The 18,046-nt window shown below is 65.9% G+C and carries 21 protein-coding genes and 1 riboswitch; of the genes, 7 read left to right on the top strand and 14 right to left on the bottom strand.

The genetic code is table 11. The features are described 5' to 3' along the window. Positions 1–3 precede the first annotated feature (3 nt). From METLW4_RS0118825 to xoxF5, 4 genes are all read right to left on the bottom strand, one after another. The gene (locus METLW4_RS0118825; protein ID WP_018267788.1) at positions 4–558 is read right to left on the bottom strand and encodes a PQQ-dependent catabolism-associated CXXCW motif protein; all 555 of its coding nucleotides are present in this window, start codon (positions 556–558) and stop codon (positions 4–6) included. Further along, positions 555–1,451: a substrate-binding domain-containing protein gene (locus METLW4_RS0118820; protein ID WP_018267787.1), complete on the bottom strand. Its 897-nt coding sequence runs from the start codon at positions 1,449–1,451 to the stop codon at positions 555–557. The genes METLW4_RS0118825 and METLW4_RS0118820 overlap by 4 nt, the downstream gene beginning before the upstream one ends. A gap of 62 nt (positions 1,452–1,513) precedes the next feature. After that, on the bottom strand, positions 1,514–1,993 hold the full coding sequence (locus METLW4_RS0118815) for a c-type cytochrome, methanol metabolism-related (RefSeq protein WP_026191627.1): 480 nt from the start codon (positions 1,991–1,993) through the stop codon (positions 1,514–1,516). A gap of 134 nt (positions 1,994–2,127) precedes the next feature. After that, positions 2,128–3,960 (bottom strand): lanthanide-dependent methanol dehydrogenase XoxF5, encoded by a 1,833-nt coding sequence (gene xoxF5 / locus METLW4_RS0118810; RefSeq protein WP_018267785.1) that lies wholly within the window; start codon positions 3,958–3,960, stop codon positions 2,128–2,130. Positions 3,961–4,273: 313 nt separating this feature from the next. Here xoxF5 and METLW4_RS0118805 point away from each other — a divergent pair, with 313 nt between their 5' ends. Further along, complete coding sequence (locus METLW4_RS0118805; RefSeq protein ID WP_018267784.1) at positions 4,274–5,197, top strand: quinoprotein relay system zinc metallohydrolase 2; 924 nt, start codon at positions 4,274–4,276, stop codon at positions 5,195–5,197. 140 nt (positions 5,198–5,337) lie between these two features. Next, complete coding sequence (locus METLW4_RS0118800) at positions 5,338–6,099, top strand: quinoprotein dehydrogenase-associated SoxYZ-like carrier (protein WP_018267783.1); 762 nt, start codon at positions 5,338–5,340, stop codon at positions 6,097–6,099. On the opposite strand, the gene METLW4_RS0118795 is transcribed toward METLW4_RS0118800, so the two are convergent. From METLW4_RS0118795 to METLW4_RS0118770, 6 genes are all read right to left on the bottom strand, one after another. Continuing rightward, positions 6,065–6,712, bottom strand: coding sequence for a thiamine phosphate synthase (locus tag METLW4_RS0118795; RefSeq protein WP_018267782.1), 648 nt, complete (start codon positions 6,710–6,712; stop codon positions 6,065–6,067). The genes METLW4_RS0118800 and METLW4_RS0118795 overlap by 35 nt on opposite strands. Next, positions 6,709–7,509, bottom strand: coding sequence for a thiazole synthase (locus METLW4_RS0118790; RefSeq protein ID WP_018267781.1), 801 nt, complete (start codon positions 7,507–7,509; stop codon positions 6,709–6,711). Before METLW4_RS0118790 ends, METLW4_RS0118795 begins: the two co-directional genes overlap by 4 nt. Positions 7,510–7,517: 8 nt before the next feature. Continuing rightward, positions 7,518–7,667: a sulfur carrier protein ThiS gene (gene thiS, locus METLW4_RS0118785; RefSeq protein ID WP_018267780.1), complete on the bottom strand. Its 150-nt coding sequence runs from the start codon at positions 7,665–7,667 to the stop codon at positions 7,518–7,520. Continuing rightward, positions 7,636–8,697 (bottom strand): FAD-dependent oxidoreductase, encoded by a 1,062-nt coding sequence (locus METLW4_RS0118780; RefSeq protein WP_018267779.1) that lies wholly within the window; start codon positions 8,695–8,697, stop codon positions 7,636–7,638. The genes thiS and METLW4_RS0118780 overlap by 32 nt, the downstream gene beginning before the upstream one ends. 27 nt (positions 8,698–8,724) lie before the next feature. Further along, a riboswitch (TPP riboswitch) is annotated at positions 8,725–8,868 on the bottom strand. Between the two features lie 45 nt (positions 8,869–8,913). Beyond that, on the bottom strand, positions 8,914–9,102 hold the full coding sequence (locus tag METLW4_RS0118775) for a hypothetical protein (RefSeq protein WP_018267778.1): 189 nt from the start codon (positions 9,100–9,102) through the stop codon (positions 8,914–8,916). A gap of 205 nt (positions 9,103–9,307) precedes the next feature. Then, a complete protein-coding gene (locus METLW4_RS0118770; RefSeq protein ID WP_020493757.1) occupies positions 9,308–9,595 on the bottom strand; it encodes a BolA family protein in 288 nt (95 codons plus the stop codon). 105 nt (positions 9,596–9,700) lie between these two features. Here METLW4_RS0118770 and METLW4_RS0118765 point away from each other — a divergent pair, with 105 nt between their 5' ends. Further along, the gene (locus tag METLW4_RS0118765) at positions 9,701–10,309 is read left to right on the top strand and encodes a J domain-containing protein (protein WP_018267776.1); all 609 of its coding nucleotides are present in this window, start codon (positions 9,701–9,703) and stop codon (positions 10,307–10,309) included. A 66-nt stretch (positions 10,310–10,375) separates the two neighbouring features. Beyond that, on the top strand, positions 10,376–11,374 hold the full coding sequence (cobS, locus tag METLW4_RS0118760; protein WP_018267775.1) for a cobaltochelatase subunit CobS: 999 nt from the start codon (positions 10,376–10,378) through the stop codon (positions 11,372–11,374). A 112-nt stretch (positions 11,375–11,486) separates the two neighbouring features. Here the strand turns inward: cobS and trmD are convergent, their stop codons facing one another. Next, positions 11,487–12,233 (bottom strand): tRNA (guanosine(37)-N1)-methyltransferase TrmD, encoded by a 747-nt coding sequence (trmD, locus tag METLW4_RS25380; protein ID WP_051079648.1) that lies wholly within the window; start codon positions 12,231–12,233, stop codon positions 11,487–11,489. Between the two features lie 109 nt (positions 12,234–12,342). Between trmD and METLW4_RS0118750 the strand changes: the two genes are divergently transcribed. Together METLW4_RS0118750 and METLW4_RS0118745 are read left to right on the top strand one after the other, a co-directional pair. Then, positions 12,343–12,582: a DUF4160 domain-containing protein gene (locus tag METLW4_RS0118750; protein WP_018267773.1), complete on the top strand. Its 240-nt coding sequence runs from the start codon at positions 12,343–12,345 to the stop codon at positions 12,580–12,582. Continuing rightward, on the top strand, positions 12,554–12,811 hold the full coding sequence (locus METLW4_RS0118745) for a DUF2442 domain-containing protein (protein ID WP_026191625.1): 258 nt from the start codon (positions 12,554–12,556) through the stop codon (positions 12,809–12,811). Before METLW4_RS0118750 ends, METLW4_RS0118745 begins: the two co-directional genes overlap by 29 nt. 6 nt (positions 12,812–12,817) lie before the next feature. On the opposite strand, the gene rimM is transcribed toward METLW4_RS0118745, so the two are convergent. The 3 genes from rimM to ffh form a co-directional block, all read right to left on the bottom strand. Further along, positions 12,818–13,351, bottom strand: a complete 534-nt coding sequence (rimM, locus tag METLW4_RS0118740; RefSeq protein WP_018267771.1) for a ribosome maturation factor RimM — start codon at positions 13,349–13,351, stop codon at positions 12,818–12,820. Positions 13,352–13,499: 148 nt separating this feature from the next. Continuing rightward, on the bottom strand, positions 13,500–13,850 hold the full coding sequence (gene rpsP, locus METLW4_RS0118735; protein ID WP_018267770.1) for a 30S ribosomal protein S16: 351 nt from the start codon (positions 13,848–13,850) through the stop codon (positions 13,500–13,502). 71 nt (positions 13,851–13,921) lie between these two features. Next, positions 13,922–15,463 (bottom strand): signal recognition particle protein, encoded by a 1,542-nt coding sequence (gene ffh / locus METLW4_RS0118730; RefSeq protein ID WP_018267769.1) that lies wholly within the window; start codon positions 15,461–15,463, stop codon positions 13,922–13,924. Positions 15,464–16,120: 657 nt separating this feature from the next. On the opposite strand from ffh, the gene METLW4_RS27120 reads away from it, so the two are divergent. Then, on the top strand, positions 16,121–17,377 hold the full coding sequence (locus METLW4_RS27120; protein WP_018267768.1) for an IS110 family transposase: 1,257 nt from the start codon (positions 16,121–16,123) through the stop codon (positions 17,375–17,377). Positions 17,378–18,046: the final 669 nt, after the last annotated feature.

The raw sequence follows: 18,046 nt of genomic DNA, 5'->3' as shown, positions 1-18,046 counted from the left end.
AGTTCAGCGCTCGTCGCGCGGCTCGGGCTCGCGGGGCTCCAGAGGATGGCCGGCGGCGGCCCAGCCATCCGTTCCCTGCGAAAACCAGGACACGTTGGAATAGCCGAGCGCCAAGGCGCGCTTGGCGGCGTTCCAAGACATCCAGCAATTGGCGAGGCAGTAGAAAACCAGCGGATGGCTCTTGTCCCGAGCGCTCGCGCGCGCGAGGCCGTTTTCGAAATAGCGGAGCGAGGCCTCCGGCAATTCGCCATAGCCGGTCTCGGGAAGCCAGACGCTGCCCGGAATGTCGAAACGCGGCTTGTCGCGCCAGACGGCGTCGGGCGGCAGGCCGGCGGGCCTCGGCGGGCGCGGCAGGACGTCGACGAAGGCGGCGGACTTGTCGCGCCATAGGGCGAAGGCCTGCTCCGCGTCGATCACGCGCGCGCCGCGCAGAGTGGCGGGCACGGCGGCGCGAAAATCAGAGAGGCGATAGCCCTCCGGCTCGGAAACGGTCTCGGCGACGGCGGGCGCCGAGACGAGAAAGACAAGGCCGAGCGCGAGGCCGAGCCAGCGCGTCATGGCGTGGACGCGGTGGGCGCCGGCGCGATCGGCGCGTCGGATTCGTCGATCAGCGGCACGCCGAAATCGGCGAGCAATCGGTCGATCTCGCCCTGATTTTGCGCGATGAGCCGATTGAGCTCGCGCTTCCACTCCTGATCGGAATGGCGAACCCCCATGGCGATGCGGAAGCTCATGCGCGCGCCCTTGTCCCCGGTGAGCAGGGCCAGCTTCAGCCGACCCCCGGACTTTTTCGCATGATAGCCGGCGAAAGGCCCCCAGAGAATAGCGACGTCGATCGCGCCATTCTCGAGATCATGGATCATATCGGCGCCGGGCGCATCGACGCGCGTGTCGACGACCAGCGGATAGGGCTTCACCGCCGCGAGCAGCCGATAGCGGGCCAGGAGATTGCCCGGCGGCGTGTTGGCGACGAGGCCGATGCGCTTGTTCTGCGCGAGGCGCGGATCGGCGAGCGAGGTCAGCCCCTCGAGATCGGAGCCGGCGCGATAGACCGCCGCATAGGAGGTCCGATAATAGGGGTTGGTGGGCTGAACGAGATCGTCGCCCTGCGGCATTCCCATCACCACATCGCACAAATGCGCATTGAGCGTGTTGCGGATGAAGCCGGTCGCGCCCGGATAATAGGAATAGGCGATATCCTTGCCGAGCTTCTTGGCCAGAAGCTCTGCGAGCTTGTTCTCGAAGCCTTCTCCGGCGCTGTTGGAGAAGGGAAGATTGCTGGGATCGGCGCAGACGCGCAGAACCTTGGGGTCGATCAGCTCGATCGAGCCGCGCGCGTCGTCGACGCCCCCTTGGGGACGGGCGACGAGGCCCGGCGATTGCGCATGCGCCGGGGCCGTCGCGAGCAGGCCCGCGACGGCGACCAGGGAAAAAGCGAGACGACGCGACATGACGAGCCCTCGGCCGGTTCCGCCGCCAGCCGGCGTGCGAAGCCTCGACTGACGCGCGATCACTATTTGGCGCTCATGCACTTCGCTTCGGCCTCGGCGAAAGCCGGGGGCTTCTCCGCCTTCTTCTCCGGGCGGCCACGGCCGACCGCCTCGGTCGAGCGGGCGCGGAGATAGATATAGAGGTCGTCGATATAGCACATGGCGTTCTTGTTCTCGGCGAAAGCCGGCATGACGCTGTCATTGCCCGCCTGCTTGTTCTCGCGACCGCCGACGACGATGCCGTAGAACTCCTCGTAATTGAAGTTCTTGACCGAATTCTTCAGCGCCGGCGCATAGGTCGAGCCTTCGGCGTTGGGGCCGTGGCAGACGTGGCATTCGGCGTGATAGCGGCGATAGCCGGAGAAGGTGTACCAATCGACCGTGCCGTCCGCCTGCACCTTATAGGTCGGCTTGCCCTGCGCGTCGAACCACTTGCCGTCCACTTCCTTGACAGCAGTCGGGTCTCCCGGCGCTTCGGCGCGCGCGGTCGTTCCAACACCCATGAAGACGCTCAGGGCAAGGGCCCCGACGAGCGGCAGTCTCATTACTCCATCCTCCAGCAGTTTCCATCCACACAAACAACGCGCTCGGCGCGCGCCAGGAGCGTACGCCGAGCGCTGATCTTTTTATTGGCCTATCAGTTCGCCGGAGCGACGATCGGCAGAGCGTAGTCGGGCAGCGAGAAGACGGTCAGCACGCCGCCGAGAGCGGTGTAGTCGGACAGCGCCTTATAGCCGCCGACCGCGCCGAGGCCTTCATTGCTCTTGGACAGGCCGGCCGCGAGACCGATGCCGGCCCAACCGCCGACGCCGGACAGAACCGCGACATACTGCTTGCCCTTGTGCTCATAGGTGATCACGTTGCCGATGATGCCCGACGGAGTCTTGTACTTGTAGAGCTCCTTGCCGGTCTTGACGTCGACGGCCTTCAGATAGCCCTCGAGCGTGCCGTAGAAGGCGAGACCGCCGGCCGTGGTGACCGTGCCGGACCAGACCGAGAACTGCTCCTTGTTGGACCAGACGATCTTGCCGACGCGGGCGTCCCAAGCGATGAAATTGCCCATGTGGCTTTCGCCGGGCGGCGGGAACATTTCCAGCGTCGCGCCGACATAGGGCTGACCCGCGGTGTAGCTGACGCGGAAAGGCTCATAGTCCATGCAGACGTGGTTGGTCGGCACATAGAACAGGCCGGTGTCCGGGTTGAAGGACGCGGGCTGCATGTCCTTGGAGCCGAGAGCCGCCGGGCAGACGCCCTTGGTGTTGACGTCCTCGCCGTTCTGCTGCGTCGAATATTTCGAGACGACGAGCGGACGGCCATAGGTCGGCGAGTTCTTGTCCTGATCGACCTTGGACGCCCAGTTGACGGCCGGGTCATACTTCTCGGCGACGAGCAGCTCGCCGGTGACGCGATCGAGCGTGTAGCCGAAGCCGTTACGATCGAAGTGCACGGCGGTCTTGCGCGGCTGACCATTGATGGTCTGATCGGCGAGGATCACCTCGTTGATGCCGTCATAGTCCCACTCGTCATGGGGGGTCATCTGATAGACCCATTTGGCGACGCCGGTGTTGAGATCGCGCGCCCACAGGGTCATGGACCAGCGATTGTCGCCCGGACGCTGCGACGGGTTCCAGGTGGAGGGGTTGCCGGAGCCGTAGTAGATGAGGTTCAGCTCGGGATCATAGGAATACCAGCCCCAGGTGGTGCCGCCGCCGATCTGCCACTGATCGCCTTCCCAGGTCTTCAGAGACGAATCCTTGCCGACCGGCTTGCCGAGGAAGGTGGTCTTCTCGGGGTCGAGCAGCACCTCGGAGTCCGGGCCTTCCGAATAGCCGCGCCACGCGAGGCTGCCGTCCTTGATGTTATAAGCGGTGATGCTGCCGCGCACGCCGAACTCGCCGCCGGCGATGCCGACGAGGACCTTGTCCTTGAAGACGTGCGGAGCGGCGGTCGAAGTGGCGCCCTTGGACGGATCGCCGTTCTTCACCGACCAGACGAGCTTGCCGGTCTTGGCGTCGAGAGCGACGAGGGTGGTGTCGGCCTGGGCCAGGAAGATCTTGCCGTCGCCATAGGCGAGGCCGCGATTCACCGTGTCGCAGCACATGACCGGAACGACGCTCGGATCCTGCTTGGGCTCATACTTCCAGAGGATCTTGCCTTCGTTGTTGAGATCGAGGGCGTAGACGATGTTGGGGAACGGCGTATGAAGATACATCACGTCGCCGAGAACGAGCGGCGCGCCTTCGTGGCCGCGCAGCACGCCGGTCGAGAAGCTCCAAGCGGGAGCCAGCTTGCCGACGTTCTCGGTGGTGATCTGCTTCAGCTTGGAATGACGCAGATTGGCGTAGTCGCCCGTCGGCGAAACCCAATCCTTCGGATTCTTCTGGAGATCGAGCAGCTCGTCGGCGCTCGCCACGCCGGCCCCGAGCAGCGCGAGGATCCCCACCGAAGTCGACAACAACAGCTTATGCATGAGCTTTTCCTCCTGACGACATCACCGTGCAAAAGGCCCGGCCACGCCGCCGACATCGCGCCTTTCCGACGCCCTAGGCTTTGGGAAGCCGTTTCCCCGTTTTTTTGCCACGGCGATCAGGCGGAAACGCCGCGCCCGCAGCCCCGCCCGAACCTCCGTCGAGATGCTCTCCGGTTCCCGGCCGGAAAGCCTCTTTTAGGTCGGAAACGGCGGGATAATATGTCGCACAGAATTGAAGCGCAATCCCCAAATCCCATTCCCGAGTTTCCTGATTTCGCGCGTGAAACTGGCGAAAAACGAGGCTGAAAAACCAATGCTGCAACGCACTATTCTAGCGCTCGCCATCACATGTCTCTGCCTCGTCGCGAGCGGCGCGAAAAGCTTCGAGCTGACGGAGATCGCGCCCGGAGTATTCGTTCATCAGGGGGTGACCGCCTTGATGTCCCGCGACAACGCTGGCGGCATCGCCAATCTCGGCGCCATTGTCGGCGCGGAGGCGGTCGCCGTCATCGACACGGGCGGCAGCCGCGCGGAGGGCGAGGCCTTCCTCGCTGCATTGCAGCAGCGCACGACCAAGCCGATCCGCTATGTCATCGACACCCATGTCCATCCCGATCATATTTTCGGGAATATTGCCTTTCGAGACACGGGAGCGGTCTTCGTCGGGCACAAGAATCTCGCCCGCGCCATGGCGACGCGCGGCCCGCATTATCTCTCGTCTTTCCGCGAGGCGATGGGCGCCCTGCTCGACGGTGTGATTCTGGTTCCGCCGACCCTCGCCGTCGAGCGCGAGACGATTCTCGATCTCGGGGGCCGCGCGATCACGCTGAGAGCCTGGCGCACCGCCCATAGCGATTCCGATCTCACCGTGCTCGACCCGCAGAGCGGCACGCTCTTTACCGGCGATCTCTTGTTTCTGCAGCATGTGCCGATCGTCGACGGAAGCCTCTTGGGCTTTCTGTCCGTCATAGAGGAATTGCGAAAGATCGAGGCGGTCCGAGTCGTGCCGGGCCATGGGCCGGCGGTCGCTCCCTGGCCGCAGGCGCTGGAGGCGCAAAAGGCCTATTTCGACCATCTCACGCGCGATTTGCGCGCCGACATCGCCAAAGGCGAGACACTCGCGCGCGCGGTCACGACCGCCGGCCGCAGCGAAAAGCCCAATTGGCTGCTGTTCGAGGATTATCACACGCGCAACGCCACGGCCGGCTTCGCCGAGCTGGAATGGGAGGCCCCTTGAGCCGGCCGCGCTCACAGCGCTATGCTTCGACAGATACCGGAGGAAGGCAGATGAGCCCTTGGACCGCGAGCCTTCAGGCCCGCAAATCGCCGAATGAGAGCGAGCCCCGCGGCTCACGGTCCCTCCCGCGCTCCCTCGCAATGGTGGCGGCGCTCTGCCTTTCGGCCGGCGCGGCGCTGGCCCAGGAGCAGAAGATCGATCCCTGGCCGGGCCTCGTCACCGATATTTTCCACGATCACGCGATCACGTCGCATGAGGGCGTGGTGGCCCTGGAGGCGCCGAAGCGGGCCGAGGACGCCGCCATCGTGCCGATGACCATCTCGCTGCTCGAGCCCGGCCTGCGCGCGGCGACGCTGGTCATCGACGAGAATCCCATGCCCATGGCGGCGGCCTTCTCCTTCGGCGAGGGCGCCGGCGTCACGAAGATCGAGACGCGCGTGCGCGTGAACTCGTACACCAATGTGCATGTCGTCGGCCAAACGAACGACGGCGCGCTGCATTCGGTGGTGAAATTCGTGAAGGCCTCGGGCGGCTGCTCGGCTCCGGCGATCAAGGATCAGGACGAGGCCTCCGCCAATCTCGGCAAAATGAAATATCGGGAATTCGCCAGCGAGAATCCCACGCTGCGCGAGGCGCAGATCATGATTCGCCATCCCAATAATTCGGGATTGCAGATGGACCCGCTCACCCGAGCCTATATTCCGGCTCATTATGTCGACAAGGTGGAAGTGCGTCAGGGCGATGCGCTGATCTTCTCCATGGAGGGCGGAATTTCCCTGTCCGAGGATCCGAGCTTTCGCTTCGCCTACAAGCCCAATGGCGCCAAGGTGATGCGCGTCGAGGCGCGCGACAATCAGGGCAATGTGTTCAAAGGGGAGTGGCCGATCGGCGGGGCGTCGTGAGACGCTTTTCGTCCGTCGCCTCCACCCACTCGCGGGCGCGCGCTTCCGGCTCCGCGGCGCGCAATATATCGGTGACGACGCAGGCGCTGTCCGCCCCCGCCGCCAGCGCCGCGCGGGCGCGCTCCGGCGTCAGCCCGCCGATGGCGACCAGCGGAATCGCGCCGATGCGGCGTTTCCAGACGCCGATCTTCTCGAGCCCCTGCGGGGCGAAGGCCATTTGCTTCAGCAAGGTGGGATAGATCGGCCCCAGCGCGACATAATCGGGAGCGAGCGCCAACGCCCGCTCCAGCTCCGCCTCGTCATGCGTGCTGACGCCGAGCCTTATCCCATGGGCGCGGATCGCGGCGATATCGGCCGTGTCGAGATCGCTCTGGCCGAGATGCACGAAATCGCAGGAAAGCTCGATGGCGAGCCGCCAATAATCATTGACGACGAGCTGCGCGCCATGGGCGGCGCAAAGGTCGCGAGCGCGGGCGATCTCCGCGCGCAGCGCCGCCTCCTCACGATCCTTGACGCGCAATTGCACGAGCCGCACGCCGCAAGGCAGCAGCCGCGGCAGCCAATCGGCGGAATCGACGATGAGATAAAACGGGTCGAGCAAAATCGCGCTCATGCCTCGAATCCATCGCCGAAGGCGCGGCCGAGCACGGGCGTCGAGGGCGACGCCATGTCGCGCGGCTCCATCAGGCCGGAGAGATAGGCCGCCCGGCCCGCCTCTATGGCGAGCGAAAAGGCCCGCGCCATGGCCACCGGATCGCCGGCGCGCGCCACCGCCGTGTTGAGCAGAGCGGCGTCGAAGCCGAGCTCCATGACCGCCGCCGCCTGCGAGGGCGCGCCGAGGCCGGCGTCCACGATGAGCGGCGTATCGGGAAAATGCGCGCGCAACGCCCGGAGTCCGAAGAGATTGTTGATCCCGCGGCCGGAGCCGATCGGCGCCGCCCAGGGCATCAGCACGCGGCAGCCGGCGTCCAGCAGCCGCTCCGCGACGACGAGATCCTCTGTCGTATAGGGAAAGACGCAAAAGCCGTCGTCGCTGAGGATGCGCGCCGCCTCCACCAGGCCGAAGACGTCCGGCTGCAGCGTGTCCTCCTCGCCGATGACCTCGAGCTTGATCCAATTGGTTCCGAACAGCTCGCGCGCCATTTGGGCAGTGGCGACGGCCTCCTTGGCCGTGCGGCAGCCGGCTGTGTTGGGCAGCACGCGCACGCCCAATTCGCGAATGAGCCGCCAAAAGCTCTCGCCCGCGCGCGAGCCTCCCGCCTCCCGCCGCAGCGAGACGGTGACGATCTCCGCCCCCGCGGCGCGGATCGCCTCGGCGAGTATCGCCGGCGAAGGATAGCGCGCCGTGCCGAGCAGGAAGCGGGAGGATAGTCTCGCATCATAGACGACGAGGTCGTCGGGCTTGCTCATCCGAATATTCACCCTCCCTGCCGCGGCGTGACGATCTCGATCGTATCGTCCTCGACCAGCAGCGTCTCGCCGCGATCCTTGCTGCGCACGAATTCCTGATTCACCGCCGTGGCGATGGTCTGCTCGCTAAAGCCCAATTCCTCGATGAGGCGCTCCAATGTCGGCGCCTCGACCTCGAGCGTCTGCCCATTCACCCTGATTCGCATTCATGACCTCCGGGAAGATCTCGCCCGTGAAGAGGAAGCGCGCGACACGGCGCGCCAGCGCCGGCGCCAGCAAAAATCCATGCCGATAGAGCCCGTTGATAGAGAGCGTCCGGCCCTGGCGCGAAATGCGCGGCAGATTGTCCGGGAACGCGGGGCGCACATCCGAGCCCGTCTCGACGATCTCCGCCTCGGCGAAAGCGGGATGAATGGCGAAGGCCGAATTGACCAGCTCGACGATGGAGCGCGCGGTGACGCGGGAGCGCTCCTCATTCTCGATCATCGTCGCGCCGACCATGAACACGCCCTGCCCGCGCGGCACCACATAGACCGGATGGCGCGGATGCAGCATGCGGACGGGACGGGACAATTCGATCTCCTCGCTGCGCAGCACGAGCATCTCGCCCTTGACGCCGCGCAGCTCCGCCAGCTCGCCGCGCGCGGCGAAGCCGCGGCAATCGACGATCCAATCCGCCCGCGGGACAGAATCGGCGCAGAGCCGGATGCGGACATTGTCCATTGTCTGCAAACGTTCGAACAGCGCCGCCATCGCTGCGCGCGGCTCGAGATGCGCCTCCTGCGGAAAATGGAGCCCGGCCGAGAATCGCCCGGCGAGCGCCGGCTCCAGCGCCGCGAGGCCATCGGCGTCCAGCCGCTCGAAACAGCGGGTGCGGCGGGAGAATTCGGTCAGCTCGGCGCGGTCGCGCGGCGGCGCGACGACGAGGCTGCCCGCGATTTTCGCGACGGGAATGTCCTTGGTCCAGAAGGCGAGCGCCTCCTCGCCGAGCGTCGCGACGATGGGCTCGGCGCTCTCCAATTCGCACCAGGGCGCGATCATGCCACCGGCGAAATGCGAGCAGCCGCGGCCCGGCCCCGCCGCTCTCTCCACCAGCTCGACCTCGGCGCCGAAGGACGCGCCGGCGCGAGCGATCTCGAAAGCCGCGGTCAGGCCGGCGACGCCGGCGCCGATCACGCCGATCAGCATCGATGCGGCCCGATAGGGCCGAGGAATATCAGGAACATGCGGCCTCCCTACGCCAGCGCGAACTGGATCAGGTTCGAAGGGTCGCCGAGCCGCTGTCTCCAGCCATCCGGCCTCTCAGCCTCTTGCCGCGCGCCGCAGCGCGCAGGCGGCGAGGCTCCCCTGGGCGAAACCGAGATTCGCGCAGGAGGGGCCGCGCGTCAAGCGGAGCCGAGAGACCTAACGCCGCGGCGCATGATAGGTCATCTCATTGGTCAGCCGCCAGGATGCGCCGTCGAAAATGAGCTTCGCCACGTCGCGGCCAGAGGCGCGGCCGCCGCTCTCATAGGAGATCAGCAGGCTGCAGCCATGCTGCTCGGCGCGAAGAAAGCGATAGAGCGGCAGCGGGGGAACGCTGGCGATATCCACCGACGGGCTCCCCCTTTTCCGCCATGGCGGCGCCGAGGGCCGCCAACGCTCCCCTCGGCAGATCAGCCTTGCGCTCGAACCGCCGGTCTCCCACATTTCCGCATGCGTCGGACGCTGCGGCGCCGGCCATCGTCGCGAATGCGACAGCGCAGCCGGACACGGCCACGGCGAACCCCATCGCGAGGCGAGGCGCGCCCAACGCCCCTTACTCCTGCGGCGCGCGCGCCGTGATCGCCAGCGCGTGGACGCGGGTCGCCAGCTCCTCGGCGAGCAGCGTGTTCACGATGCGATGGCGCTCCACCAGCTTCTTGCCGGCGAAAGCCTCGCTCACCACCTCTATGCGAAAATGGCTCTCGCCGTCCTGATGATGGCCGCCGTGCCCGGCGTGCTTGTCGGACTCGTCGATCACCTTCAAGGTGACGGGCGCGAGCCCTTCGGTCAGCTTCGAACGGATGCGGGCCTGGACGGCGCCGATATTGCCTTGCTCGGCCATAGTGGAATCCTCCTCGTCGCCCCACTCCAAGCAAAATTCCCGCCGATCGAAATTGGCGACGGGTTCCGCTTGCAGCCTGCGGCCAGTCTACCATAATGCAGCGCCATGGATTTGAATTCGCCCCTCTTCGATCGTATCCGCGTGAAGCCCGAGCAGAGGCAGGAGCGCCGCGAGACTCGTTTTCGCTGCGACGCGCCCGGCTGCGAGGCCGAGGGGGCCCATCGCGCGCCCATGGGACGGCTGCGCGAGGGGCAATATTTCTGCTTCTGCTTGGAGCACGTGCGAGAATATAATAATTCATACAATTACTTCAACGGAATGAGCGACGAGGACGTCGCCCGCTATCTGAAGGACGACGCCACCACCGGCCATCGCCCCACCTGGTCCATGGGCGTGAAGCGCGGCCAGGCCTCCTTTCGCGAGGACCCGCTGCGGCCCGAGAATTTCGCCGATCCCATGGGCCTCTACCGGCAGCGGGCGCATCGCGCCCGGCCGCAGGCGGAGGCGAGCCCGCGCTATTCGGCGGTGACGATCAAGGCGCTGAATGCGCTCGGATTGGATGAGACCGCCGGTGCGGAGGCGATAAAGACGCGCTATAAGGAGCTCGTCAAACGTCACCATCCCGACGCCAATGGCGGAGATCGCTCCTGCGAGGAAAGACTGCGGGAGATCATTCACGCATATAAGACGTTGCGGGCCGCCAAGCTCGTTTGAACAAGCGTTTGACCAGGCCTTGCCGGCGCGAATGTCGCGAGCGCGCGTCGGCGAAACGGAGGATCAATGTCAACCCCAAGCGACAAAGCGGCCGGGTCCGCGCCCCTGCCGGACCTCAAAGTCTCCGTGCGCCAGCTGTTCGGCATCGACTCCGATCTCGAGGTTCCCGCCTATTCCGAGCGGACCGAGCATGTCCCGGACAAGGATCCCGACTATCTCTTCGACCGCGAGACGACGCTCGCCATTCTCGCCGGTTTCGCCCGCAACCGCCGCGTCATGGTCACGGGCTATCACGGCACCGGCAAATCGACGCATATCGAGCAGGTGGCCGCGCGGCTCAACTGGCCTTGCGTGCGCGTCAATCTCGACAGCCATGTCTCGCGCATCGATCTCGTCGGCAAGGACGCGATCGTGCTGAAGGACGGCAAGCAGGTGACGGAGTTCCGCGACGGCATTCTGCCCTGGGCGCTCCAGCACAATATCGCGCTGTGCTTCGACGAATATGACGCCGGCCGCCCGGATGTGATGTTCGTCATTCAGCGCGTGCTGGAAGTCTCCGGCCGGCTGACGCTGCTCGATCAGAACCGCGTCATTCGTCCGCACCCCGCCTTCCGCCTCTTCGCCACCGCCAACACGGTCGGCCTCGGCGACACATCCGGCCTCTATCACGGCACGCAGCAGATCAATCAGGGCCAGATGGACCGCTGGTCCATCGTTTCGACGCTCAATTATCTGCCGCATGACGCCGAGACCAATATCGTGCTCGCCAAGGTGAAGAGCTTCAACGCGACCAAGGAAGGCCGCGACGCCATCAACAAGATGGTGCGCGTCGCCGACCTCTCGCGCAACGCCTTCATGTCCGGCGATCTCTCCACGGTGATGAGCCCGCGCACGGTCATCACCTGGGCGGAGAATTCCGAGATATTCGGCGATGTCGGCTTCGCCTTCCGGCTCACCTTCCTGAACAAATGCGACGAGCTCGAGCGTCCGCTCGTCGCCGAGTTCTACCAGCGCTGCTTCGGCAAGGAATTGCCCGAGAGCGCGGTGAATGTGGTGATGTCGTAAGCCTTTGAGCGCAGCCTCACCCTCCCCTTCAGGGGGAGGGTCGGCCGGCGATAGCCGGACGGAGTGGGGTGCAACCGCCGAGACTCGGGGAATCACCCCCACCCGAGCGCTTTCAGCGCTCGACCTCCCCCCTCGAGGGGGAGGTGGACGCGCCCTTTTCGGCGCGCGTCTCTCTCTCCCGATCGTTCAACAAATCCGGCCGCCGCGCGCGCGTCAGCTCGAGCGCGCGCTCATGGCGCCATTTCGCGATCTTGGCGTGATCGCCGCAGAGCAGAATGTCGGGAATGGCGCGGCCCTCGAAATCGCGCGGCCGCGTATATTGCGGATATTCGAGCAGACCGGACTCGAAGCTCTCCTCCTCGCCCGAGGCCGATTCGCCCATTATGCCCGGCAATAGCCGCACGCAGGCGTCGACGAGCGCCATGGCCGCGATCTCGCCGCCCGAGAGCACATAATCGCCGATCGAGACCTCCTCCAGCGCGCGCGCTTCGATGATGCGCTCGTCCACGCCCTCGAAGCGTCCGCAGAGGATGACGGCGCCCTCGCCTTCGACCAGCGCGCGCACGCGGCTCTGCGTGAGCGGCGCGCCGCGCGGACTCATCACGAGGCGCGGTCGCGCATCGCCCTGGGGCGCGGCGGCGTCGATCGCCGCGGCGAGAACATCGGCGCGCATCACCATGCCGGGACCGCCGCCGGCGGGCGTGTCATCGACGGCGCGATGACGGCCGAGCCCATGCTCGCGAATATTGCGCGCCTCGAGCGACCAGAGCCCGCGCGCAAGCCCGTCGCCCGCGAGCGACAGGCCGAGCGGGCCGGGGAACATTTCCGGGAAGAGTGTAAGGATCGTCGCGCGCCACATGGGGCGGGTTATGGCATGGAGGCGCGGGGCGGGAAAGGCGGCGCGCTTTCGCCTCCGATAGTTACGAGCTAGAGTTTCGTTCGCGTGCGCACCGCCGCGAGAGGCCGATATGTCGCCGACGCTGTTTCGCCAAAGAGGATACCGCTTCTATTTCTTCTCACGTGAAGAGCCGAGAGCGCATGTTCATGTCTACCATCCAGACGGCGAAGCCAAGTTTTGGATGGAGCCGGAAATCGAGGTCGCGCGCAATCAAGGGCTGTCGGCTCAGGCCTTGCTGGAGATCGAGATCATGATCCGAGACCATGAAAAGGAGATCAGAGATGCCTGGCGTCGACACTTCCCCGGTTGAAGTCTCGGGTGTGACGAAGCTCGGCGTCTGGCTGCGGCTGGACGATGAGCAGCTCTTCATGCCTTTCGACCAGTTTCCGTGGTTCCGCACAGCCGCGGTCTCGCAGATATTCGAGGTGGAACGGCTAAATCCGCATCATCTCTATTGGCCGGAGCTGGATGTCGATCTGCATGTCGACTCCATTCGCCACCCCGAAAATTTTCCGCTCGTGGCGCAGCCGCCGCGATAAGGGCGGCTATCCCTCTTCCCTTGAGGGCCCATCGCCTTCTATCTCGAGCGGCGGCTCCACCACCACGCGGCCGCCGGCCACATCGACGATGGGGACCACGGCCTTGGTGAAGGGGAAGAGCAGCGTCTCGCCGCCGGCGGGCGGGCGCACTTCCAACAGATCGCTCGCGCCGAAATTGCGCACGGCGATCACCACGCCGAGCGTCTCGCCGGCGCGCGTCTCGGCGCGCAGACCTTCGAGATCGGCGAGATAGAATTCGTCTTCCTCCGGCTCCGGCAGCGCCGCGCGCGGAAGATAGAGCTCGACGCCGGTGAGTGCCGCCGCCGCCTCGCGGTCGCGCACGCCCTCGAGACGCGCGACGAACATGTCCTTGCCCAGAGGCCGCAGCGAAGCGATGACGAAACGGCGCGCGCCGCCGGCGTCGAACAAGGGACCGTAGGTCGAGATCGCCGAAGGATCGGCGGTGAAGCTCTGCAGGCGGATTTCGCCGCGCACGCCATGGGCGGCGCCGAGCCGGCCGAGCAGGACGGCGTTCTTCATGCGCGGACGAGAGCGAGCCTGAAGGCTCGCGGTCCAAGACACGCAGAGGACCGCGAGCCTTCAGGCTCGCATCGCCGCACGAGCGAAGCGCTCCAGAGGCCGCCGCGCGGCCCCAGGTCGCTTCGTTTCGCTCGCAAGGACGGCGTCATCAGGCCGAGGCGGCCTCGGCGGCGGCGGCCGCAGCGGCGGCGCGCTCCTGCGCCTTCTTCTTCGGCTGAGCCTTCTGCGGATTGCTGCGCGCCTCGCGCTTGCCGACGCCGACGCTCTCGAGCAGGCGGGCGACGCGATCGGTCGCCTGCGCGCCCTTGGCGATCCACTCCTTCGCCTTCTCGGCGTCGAGCACGAGACGATCGGCGGCGTCCTTCGGCTTCAGCGGATCGAAAGTGCCGAGACGCTCGATGAAGCGGCCATCGCGGGGCGAGCGCGAATCGGCGACGACGACGCGATAGAAGGGACGCTTCTTGGCGCCGCCGCGGGAGAGTCTGATCTTCAGGGACATTTGGTTCTTCCTTTGTGTGAGCGAGTAGCGAGTAGAGAGAGCGAACTATTCGCTATTCGCTACTCGCTGTTTCATTTCTTCTTCCCGAACGGATTCAACCCGCTCAGGAAACCTCCGCCGCCGCCGAGGCCCGGAAGCGTCGGCTTGGCGGAGAATGCGGAAGCCGGCGGCGCAGCGGGAATGCTGGGGCCGGCGCCGGGCGGCAGGGTGCCGCCCATTTTCTTCTGCAATTGCGCGAGCTGCTCGGGCGAAGGCGCCTGCATCCCGCCCATGCCCATCATCTGCGCGGCCTTGGCCATCATGCCGCCGCCCTTGCCGCCGCCCATGGCTTTCATCATATCGGCCATCTGGCGATGCTGTTTCAGCAGCTTGTTGACCTCCTCCACCTTCGCGCCGGAGCCCGCCGCGATGCGGCGCTTGCGCGAGGCTTTGAGAATGTCGGGATTGCGCCGCTCCTTGGGCGTCATCGACAGAATGATGGCGCGCTGGCGCTTGAACATTTTGTCGTCGATGTTGGCGGAGGCGATCTGCTCCTTCATCTTGGCGACGCCGGGCAGCAGCCCCATTATGCCGCCGAAGCCGCCGACCTTTTCCATCATCGACAGCTGATCGGCCAAATCCTGCAGATCGAACTTGCCCTTCGCCATGCGCTCGGCGGCGCGGGCGGCCTGTTCCTGATCGACGGCGGCGGCGGCTTTCTCCACCAGCGCGACAATGTCGCCCATGCCGAGAATACGATTGGCGATGCGCTGCGGCGAGAATTCGTCGAGCGCATCCATCTTCTCGCCGGTGGCGATCAGCTTGATCGGCTTGCCGGTGACGGCGCGCATGGAGAGCGCCGCGCCGCCGCGGCCATCGCCGTCGACGCGCGTCAGCACAATGCCGGTCAGCCCGACGCGATCGTCGAAATTCTTGGCGAGATTGACCGCGTCCTGACCGGTCAGCGCATCGACGACGAGCAATATCTCATGCGGCTTGGAGACGGCCTTGATCTGCGCCATCTCCTCCATCAGCGGCTCGTCGATATGCGTGCGGCCCGCCGTGTCGAGCATCACCACATCATAGCCTTCGCGCCGCGCGGTCTCCTCGGCGCGCTTGGCGATCTTCACCGGGTCCTGGCCGGGGACGATCGCCAGAGTGTCGACATTCACCTGCCGGCCGAGAATGGCGAGCTGCTCCTGCGCGGCGGGACGCTTCACGTCCAGCGAGGCCATCAGCACGCGCTTGCCATGACGCTCGGTCAGGCGCTTGGCGATTTTGGCGGTGGTCGTCGTCTTGCCGGCGCCCTGCAGGCCGACCAGCATGATGGCGACCGGCGGCGCGGCGTCGAGGTCGATCGGCTGCGCGGTGGAGCCCAGCGTCTCGACCAGCACGTCATTGACGATCTTGACGACCATCTGGCCGGGCGAGACCGACTTCACCACATTGGCGCCGACGGCCTTGGCCTGCACGCTGTCAGTGAATGTGCGCACGACGTCGAGCGCGACATCCGCCTCGAGCAGAGCGCGGCGCACCTCGCGCAGAGCCTCGGCGACATCGGCCTCCGAAAGGGCGCCGCGCCGCGTGAGCTTGTCGAATATGCCGGAGAGCTTGTCGGAAAGGCCCTCGAACATGCGGTTCTCCCAGGGAGCGAGTAGCGAATAGGAAGTAGCGAGTAGAGCCGAAGCTCGATCTCTTCGCTACTGCCTATTCGCCACGCGCCCGTCCAAAGCAAAGCGCGCCCGGGGGCGCTCAGCGCTGCCGGACGTTGGCCCTACGCCTCTTGGGCGAATGGGCGGGTCATAGGTCATCTCTGACGAGATTGGCGCGTTTTTAGGCGCTGGCGGCCAGGAAGTCAACGCGCGGCGCGGCGGCGCAGCTTCACCCTCCCCTTCAGGGGGAGGGTCGGACCGCGAAGCGGTCCGGGGTGGAGTTCACCGGCAAAGACTCGGGGCGTCACCCCCTCCCGATCGCCTTCGGCGCTCGACCTCCCCCTGTACCGTTTCCAAGGTTCATGACGAATAGCGCGCGGTCGGGAGCGCGACGCGGAGCGTAGCGCAGCAAAGCGCTTCCGACCGCGCGCGCCCGAAAGACCGAGTTCGAGCTACTCTCCTGGATCGAGCCGACCCGCCGGGAGCGACCAATCGCCCCCTGTGTCCTGAACACCTGGGGGGGACCTGTGCCCCGGCGGGCGGCCGCGATGGATGCCCCGTGGGGAGTCCGCGCCTTCGAGCGCCAGTACAGGGAACGGCTGACATCGCGGCGGCTCCGTGGCAACGGGGGGCTTCGACATGGAGGATGAGAATAACTGGTTCGTCGGCGTGGACTGGGCTTCGCAAACGCACCACGTGCGCCTGTCGGACGCCAGAGGCGCCAAAATCGGCGAGCGCGCCTTCGAGCATGGCGGCGAAGGGTTGAAGGAGATGGCCGACTGGATTCTCGAGTCCACCGGCGCGCCGCCCGAGGCCGTGATGATCGCCATCGAGGTTCCGCATGGCCCCGTCGTGGAAAGCTTGATGGAGCGAGGCTTCCGCGTTCACGCCATCAATCCCAAGCAGCTCGATCGCTTCCGCGACCGCTTCTCGCCCGCCGGCGCCAAGGACGACAGCCGTGACGCCGAGGCGCTCGCCGATGCGTTGCGCACCGATCGGCGCTGCTTCCGGTTGTTGGCGCCGCTCGATCCAACGGTCGTCGAGCTGCGGGAATGGTCGCGCATCGCCGACGAGCTGCGTGTCGAACGCACCCGTCTGTCCAATCAAGTCCGCGAGCTGCTCTGGCGTTATTATCCGCAGCTTCTCGAACTCTGCGACGACGTCGCCGCCGATTGGGTTCTCGAGCTGTGGCGTCTCGTTCCGACGCCCGACAAGGCCAGGCGCGTGCGCGAGGCGACGGTCGAGCGTCTGCTCAAACGTCACCGTATCCGTCGCCTTACCGCCGCCGCGGCGTTGGAGCGGCTGAGGGCGCCCGCCATCTCCGTCGCGGCCGGCACGGTCAGCGCCGTGACCGGGCATATCGAAGGAGCCGCCCAGCGCCTCGCGCTCGTCAATCGCCAGATCCGCGAGGCCGACAAGCGCCTCGATCGCCTGACCGAAAAGCTCGCCGGCGGCGAGGACACAGCCGAGGGGCAGACACAAGAGCCGCGCGACGTGACGATCCTGCGATCCTTGCCCGGCGTCGGAAGGATCGTCCTCGCCACGCTGCTCACAGAAGCTCAGCACGCTCTGCAACGCCGAGACTACCATGCGCTGCGCTGCCTGTCGGGCGTCGCGCCGATCACGAAACGATCGGGGAAGAGCAAGATCGTGCTGATGCGCCAAGCCGCGCACGTTCGACTGCGCAACGCCGTCTATCACTGGGCGCGCACAGCCGTGCAACACGACCCACGAAGCCGGGCCAAATACGCCGCCCTGCGCGCCAGAGGCCATGGTCACGGACGAGCCCTTCGCTCGGTCGCCGACCGCCTGCTCGCCGTCGCCTGCGCCATGCTCCAGACCCGGACTCTCTTCAATCCAAGTCTCCCCGCGAAAATCGCCAATCCCCGCCCATGATCGGGCTTTACAAACGGTGGGGAGTCCCCCCCTCGAGGGGGAGGTGGAAACGCCCTTCCCTTTTATCTCATGCGCGACGGCTTCGAAATAGGATTATCATCCGCCCACGCCGATGCGCCCGGCGCCTCGCAGCGGCGGGAAAGGAGGGGGCGGCTCGGGACGCTCCTCCCCCTTTCGGCCGCAGCGCGAAGAGATATTCGTGGTTTCGGAGCGTCCCGAAACGCGGCTTCGCCTTCTCGTCGACGTCCCGAGGCGCTTTCGGACCCGCGAATCCAGGGTTTTCACGTGCAAGACCCGATCGCTTCCGAATGCCTGGGATCACGGAACGGCTCTCGCCCTCCCTATGGACGGGAGAGAAACGCCGGCCCGGCGACGCGCCGCCTGTCCAAGGACGGGGGTCGCCGTCCCGGACGGAGCCGGCCCCGCCCGCGTTCCACGACCCGAGGAACGCGCCCTTGCGTCAGCGGGAGCGAGGGGGTTATAGGAATATTTTCAGGATGCGTCCAGGAGCCGGCTGTGGGGAGATTTGGCGTCTGAGCCATTGCGCAAGTTCAGATCGCTTTGATTAAAGCACCGAATGGACTTGTCCTTGTTAATGGCATTAGATGGACCGACTACCGCTTACGAACCGGCCGTCTCGTGAATCCTGGCTGTGGGACAAAGGATTTG

The sequence above is a fragment of the Methylosinus sp. LW4 genome (genome assembly GCF_000379125.1).
In the GTDB taxonomy this organism is placed as follows: domain Bacteria; phylum Pseudomonadota; class Alphaproteobacteria; order Rhizobiales; family Beijerinckiaceae; genus Methylosinus.
Note: the sequence above shows the minus strand (reverse complement) of the source record. Positions and strands in the feature narration are given on the sequence as shown.

Excerpts from the sequence above, each read along its gene's own strand:
- METLW4_RS0118795 (WP_018267782.1), bottom strand. The coding sequence starts at position 6,712 with ATGAGCGCGATTTTGCTCGACCCGTTTTATCTCATCGTCGATTCCGCC.
- METLW4_RS0118800 (WP_018267783.1), top strand. The coding sequence starts at position 5,338 with ATGGTGGCGGCGCTCTGCCTTTCGGCCGGCGCGGCGCTGGCCCAGGAG.
- xoxF5 (WP_018267785.1), bottom strand. The coding sequence starts at position 3,960 with ATGCATAAGCTGTTGTTGTCGACTTCGGTGGGGATCCTCGCGCTGCTC.
- METLW4_RS0118790 (WP_018267781.1), bottom strand. The coding sequence starts at position 7,509 with ATGAGCAAGCCCGACGACCTCGTCGTCTATGATGCGAGACTATCCTCC.
- METLW4_RS0118815 (WP_026191627.1), bottom strand. The coding sequence starts at position 1,993 with ATGGGTGTTGGAACGACCGCGCGCGCCGAAGCGCCGGGAGACCCGACT.
- rpsP (WP_018267770.1), bottom strand. The coding sequence starts at position 13,850 with ATGTCCCTGAAGATCAGACTCTCCCGCGGCGGCGCCAAGAAGCGTCCC.
- METLW4_RS27120 (WP_018267768.1), top strand. The coding sequence starts at position 16,121 with ATGGAGGATGAGAATAACTGGTTCGTCGGCGTGGACTGGGCTTCGCAA.
- METLW4_RS0118750 (WP_018267773.1), top strand. The coding sequence starts at position 12,343 with ATGTCGCCGACGCTGTTTCGCCAAAGAGGATACCGCTTCTATTTCTTC.
- METLW4_RS0118765 (WP_018267776.1), top strand. The coding sequence starts at position 9,701 with ATGGATTTGAATTCGCCCCTCTTCGATCGTATCCGCGTGAAGCCCGAG.
- trmD (WP_051079648.1), bottom strand. The coding sequence starts at position 12,233 with ATGTGGCGCGCGACGATCCTTACACTCTTCCCGGAAATGTTCCCCGGC.
- METLW4_RS0118745 (WP_026191625.1), top strand. The coding sequence starts at position 12,554 with ATGCCTGGCGTCGACACTTCCCCGGTTGAAGTCTCGGGTGTGACGAAG.
- METLW4_RS0118825 (WP_018267788.1), bottom strand. The coding sequence starts at position 558 with ATGACGCGCTGGCTCGGCCTCGCGCTCGGCCTTGTCTTTCTCGTCTCG.
- cobS (WP_018267775.1), top strand. The coding sequence starts at position 10,376 with ATGTCAACCCCAAGCGACAAAGCGGCCGGGTCCGCGCCCCTGCCGGAC.
- METLW4_RS0118780 (WP_018267779.1), bottom strand. The coding sequence starts at position 8,697 with ATGCTGATCGGCGTGATCGGCGCCGGCGTCGCCGGCCTGACCGCGGCT.
- ffh (WP_018267769.1), bottom strand. The coding sequence starts at position 15,463 with ATGTTCGAGGGCCTTTCCGACAAGCTCTCCGGCATATTCGACAAGCTC.
- rimM (WP_018267771.1), bottom strand. The coding sequence starts at position 13,351 with ATGAAGAACGCCGTCCTGCTCGGCCGGCTCGGCGCCGCCCATGGCGTG.
- METLW4_RS0118805 (WP_018267784.1), top strand. The coding sequence starts at position 4,274 with ATGCTGCAACGCACTATTCTAGCGCTCGCCATCACATGTCTCTGCCTC.
- METLW4_RS0118820 (WP_018267787.1), bottom strand. The coding sequence starts at position 1,451 with ATGTCGCGTCGTCTCGCTTTTTCCCTGGTCGCCGTCGCGGGCCTGCTC.
- METLW4_RS0118770 (WP_020493757.1), bottom strand. The coding sequence starts at position 9,595 with ATGGCCGAGCAAGGCAATATCGGCGCCGTCCAGGCCCGCATCCGTTCG.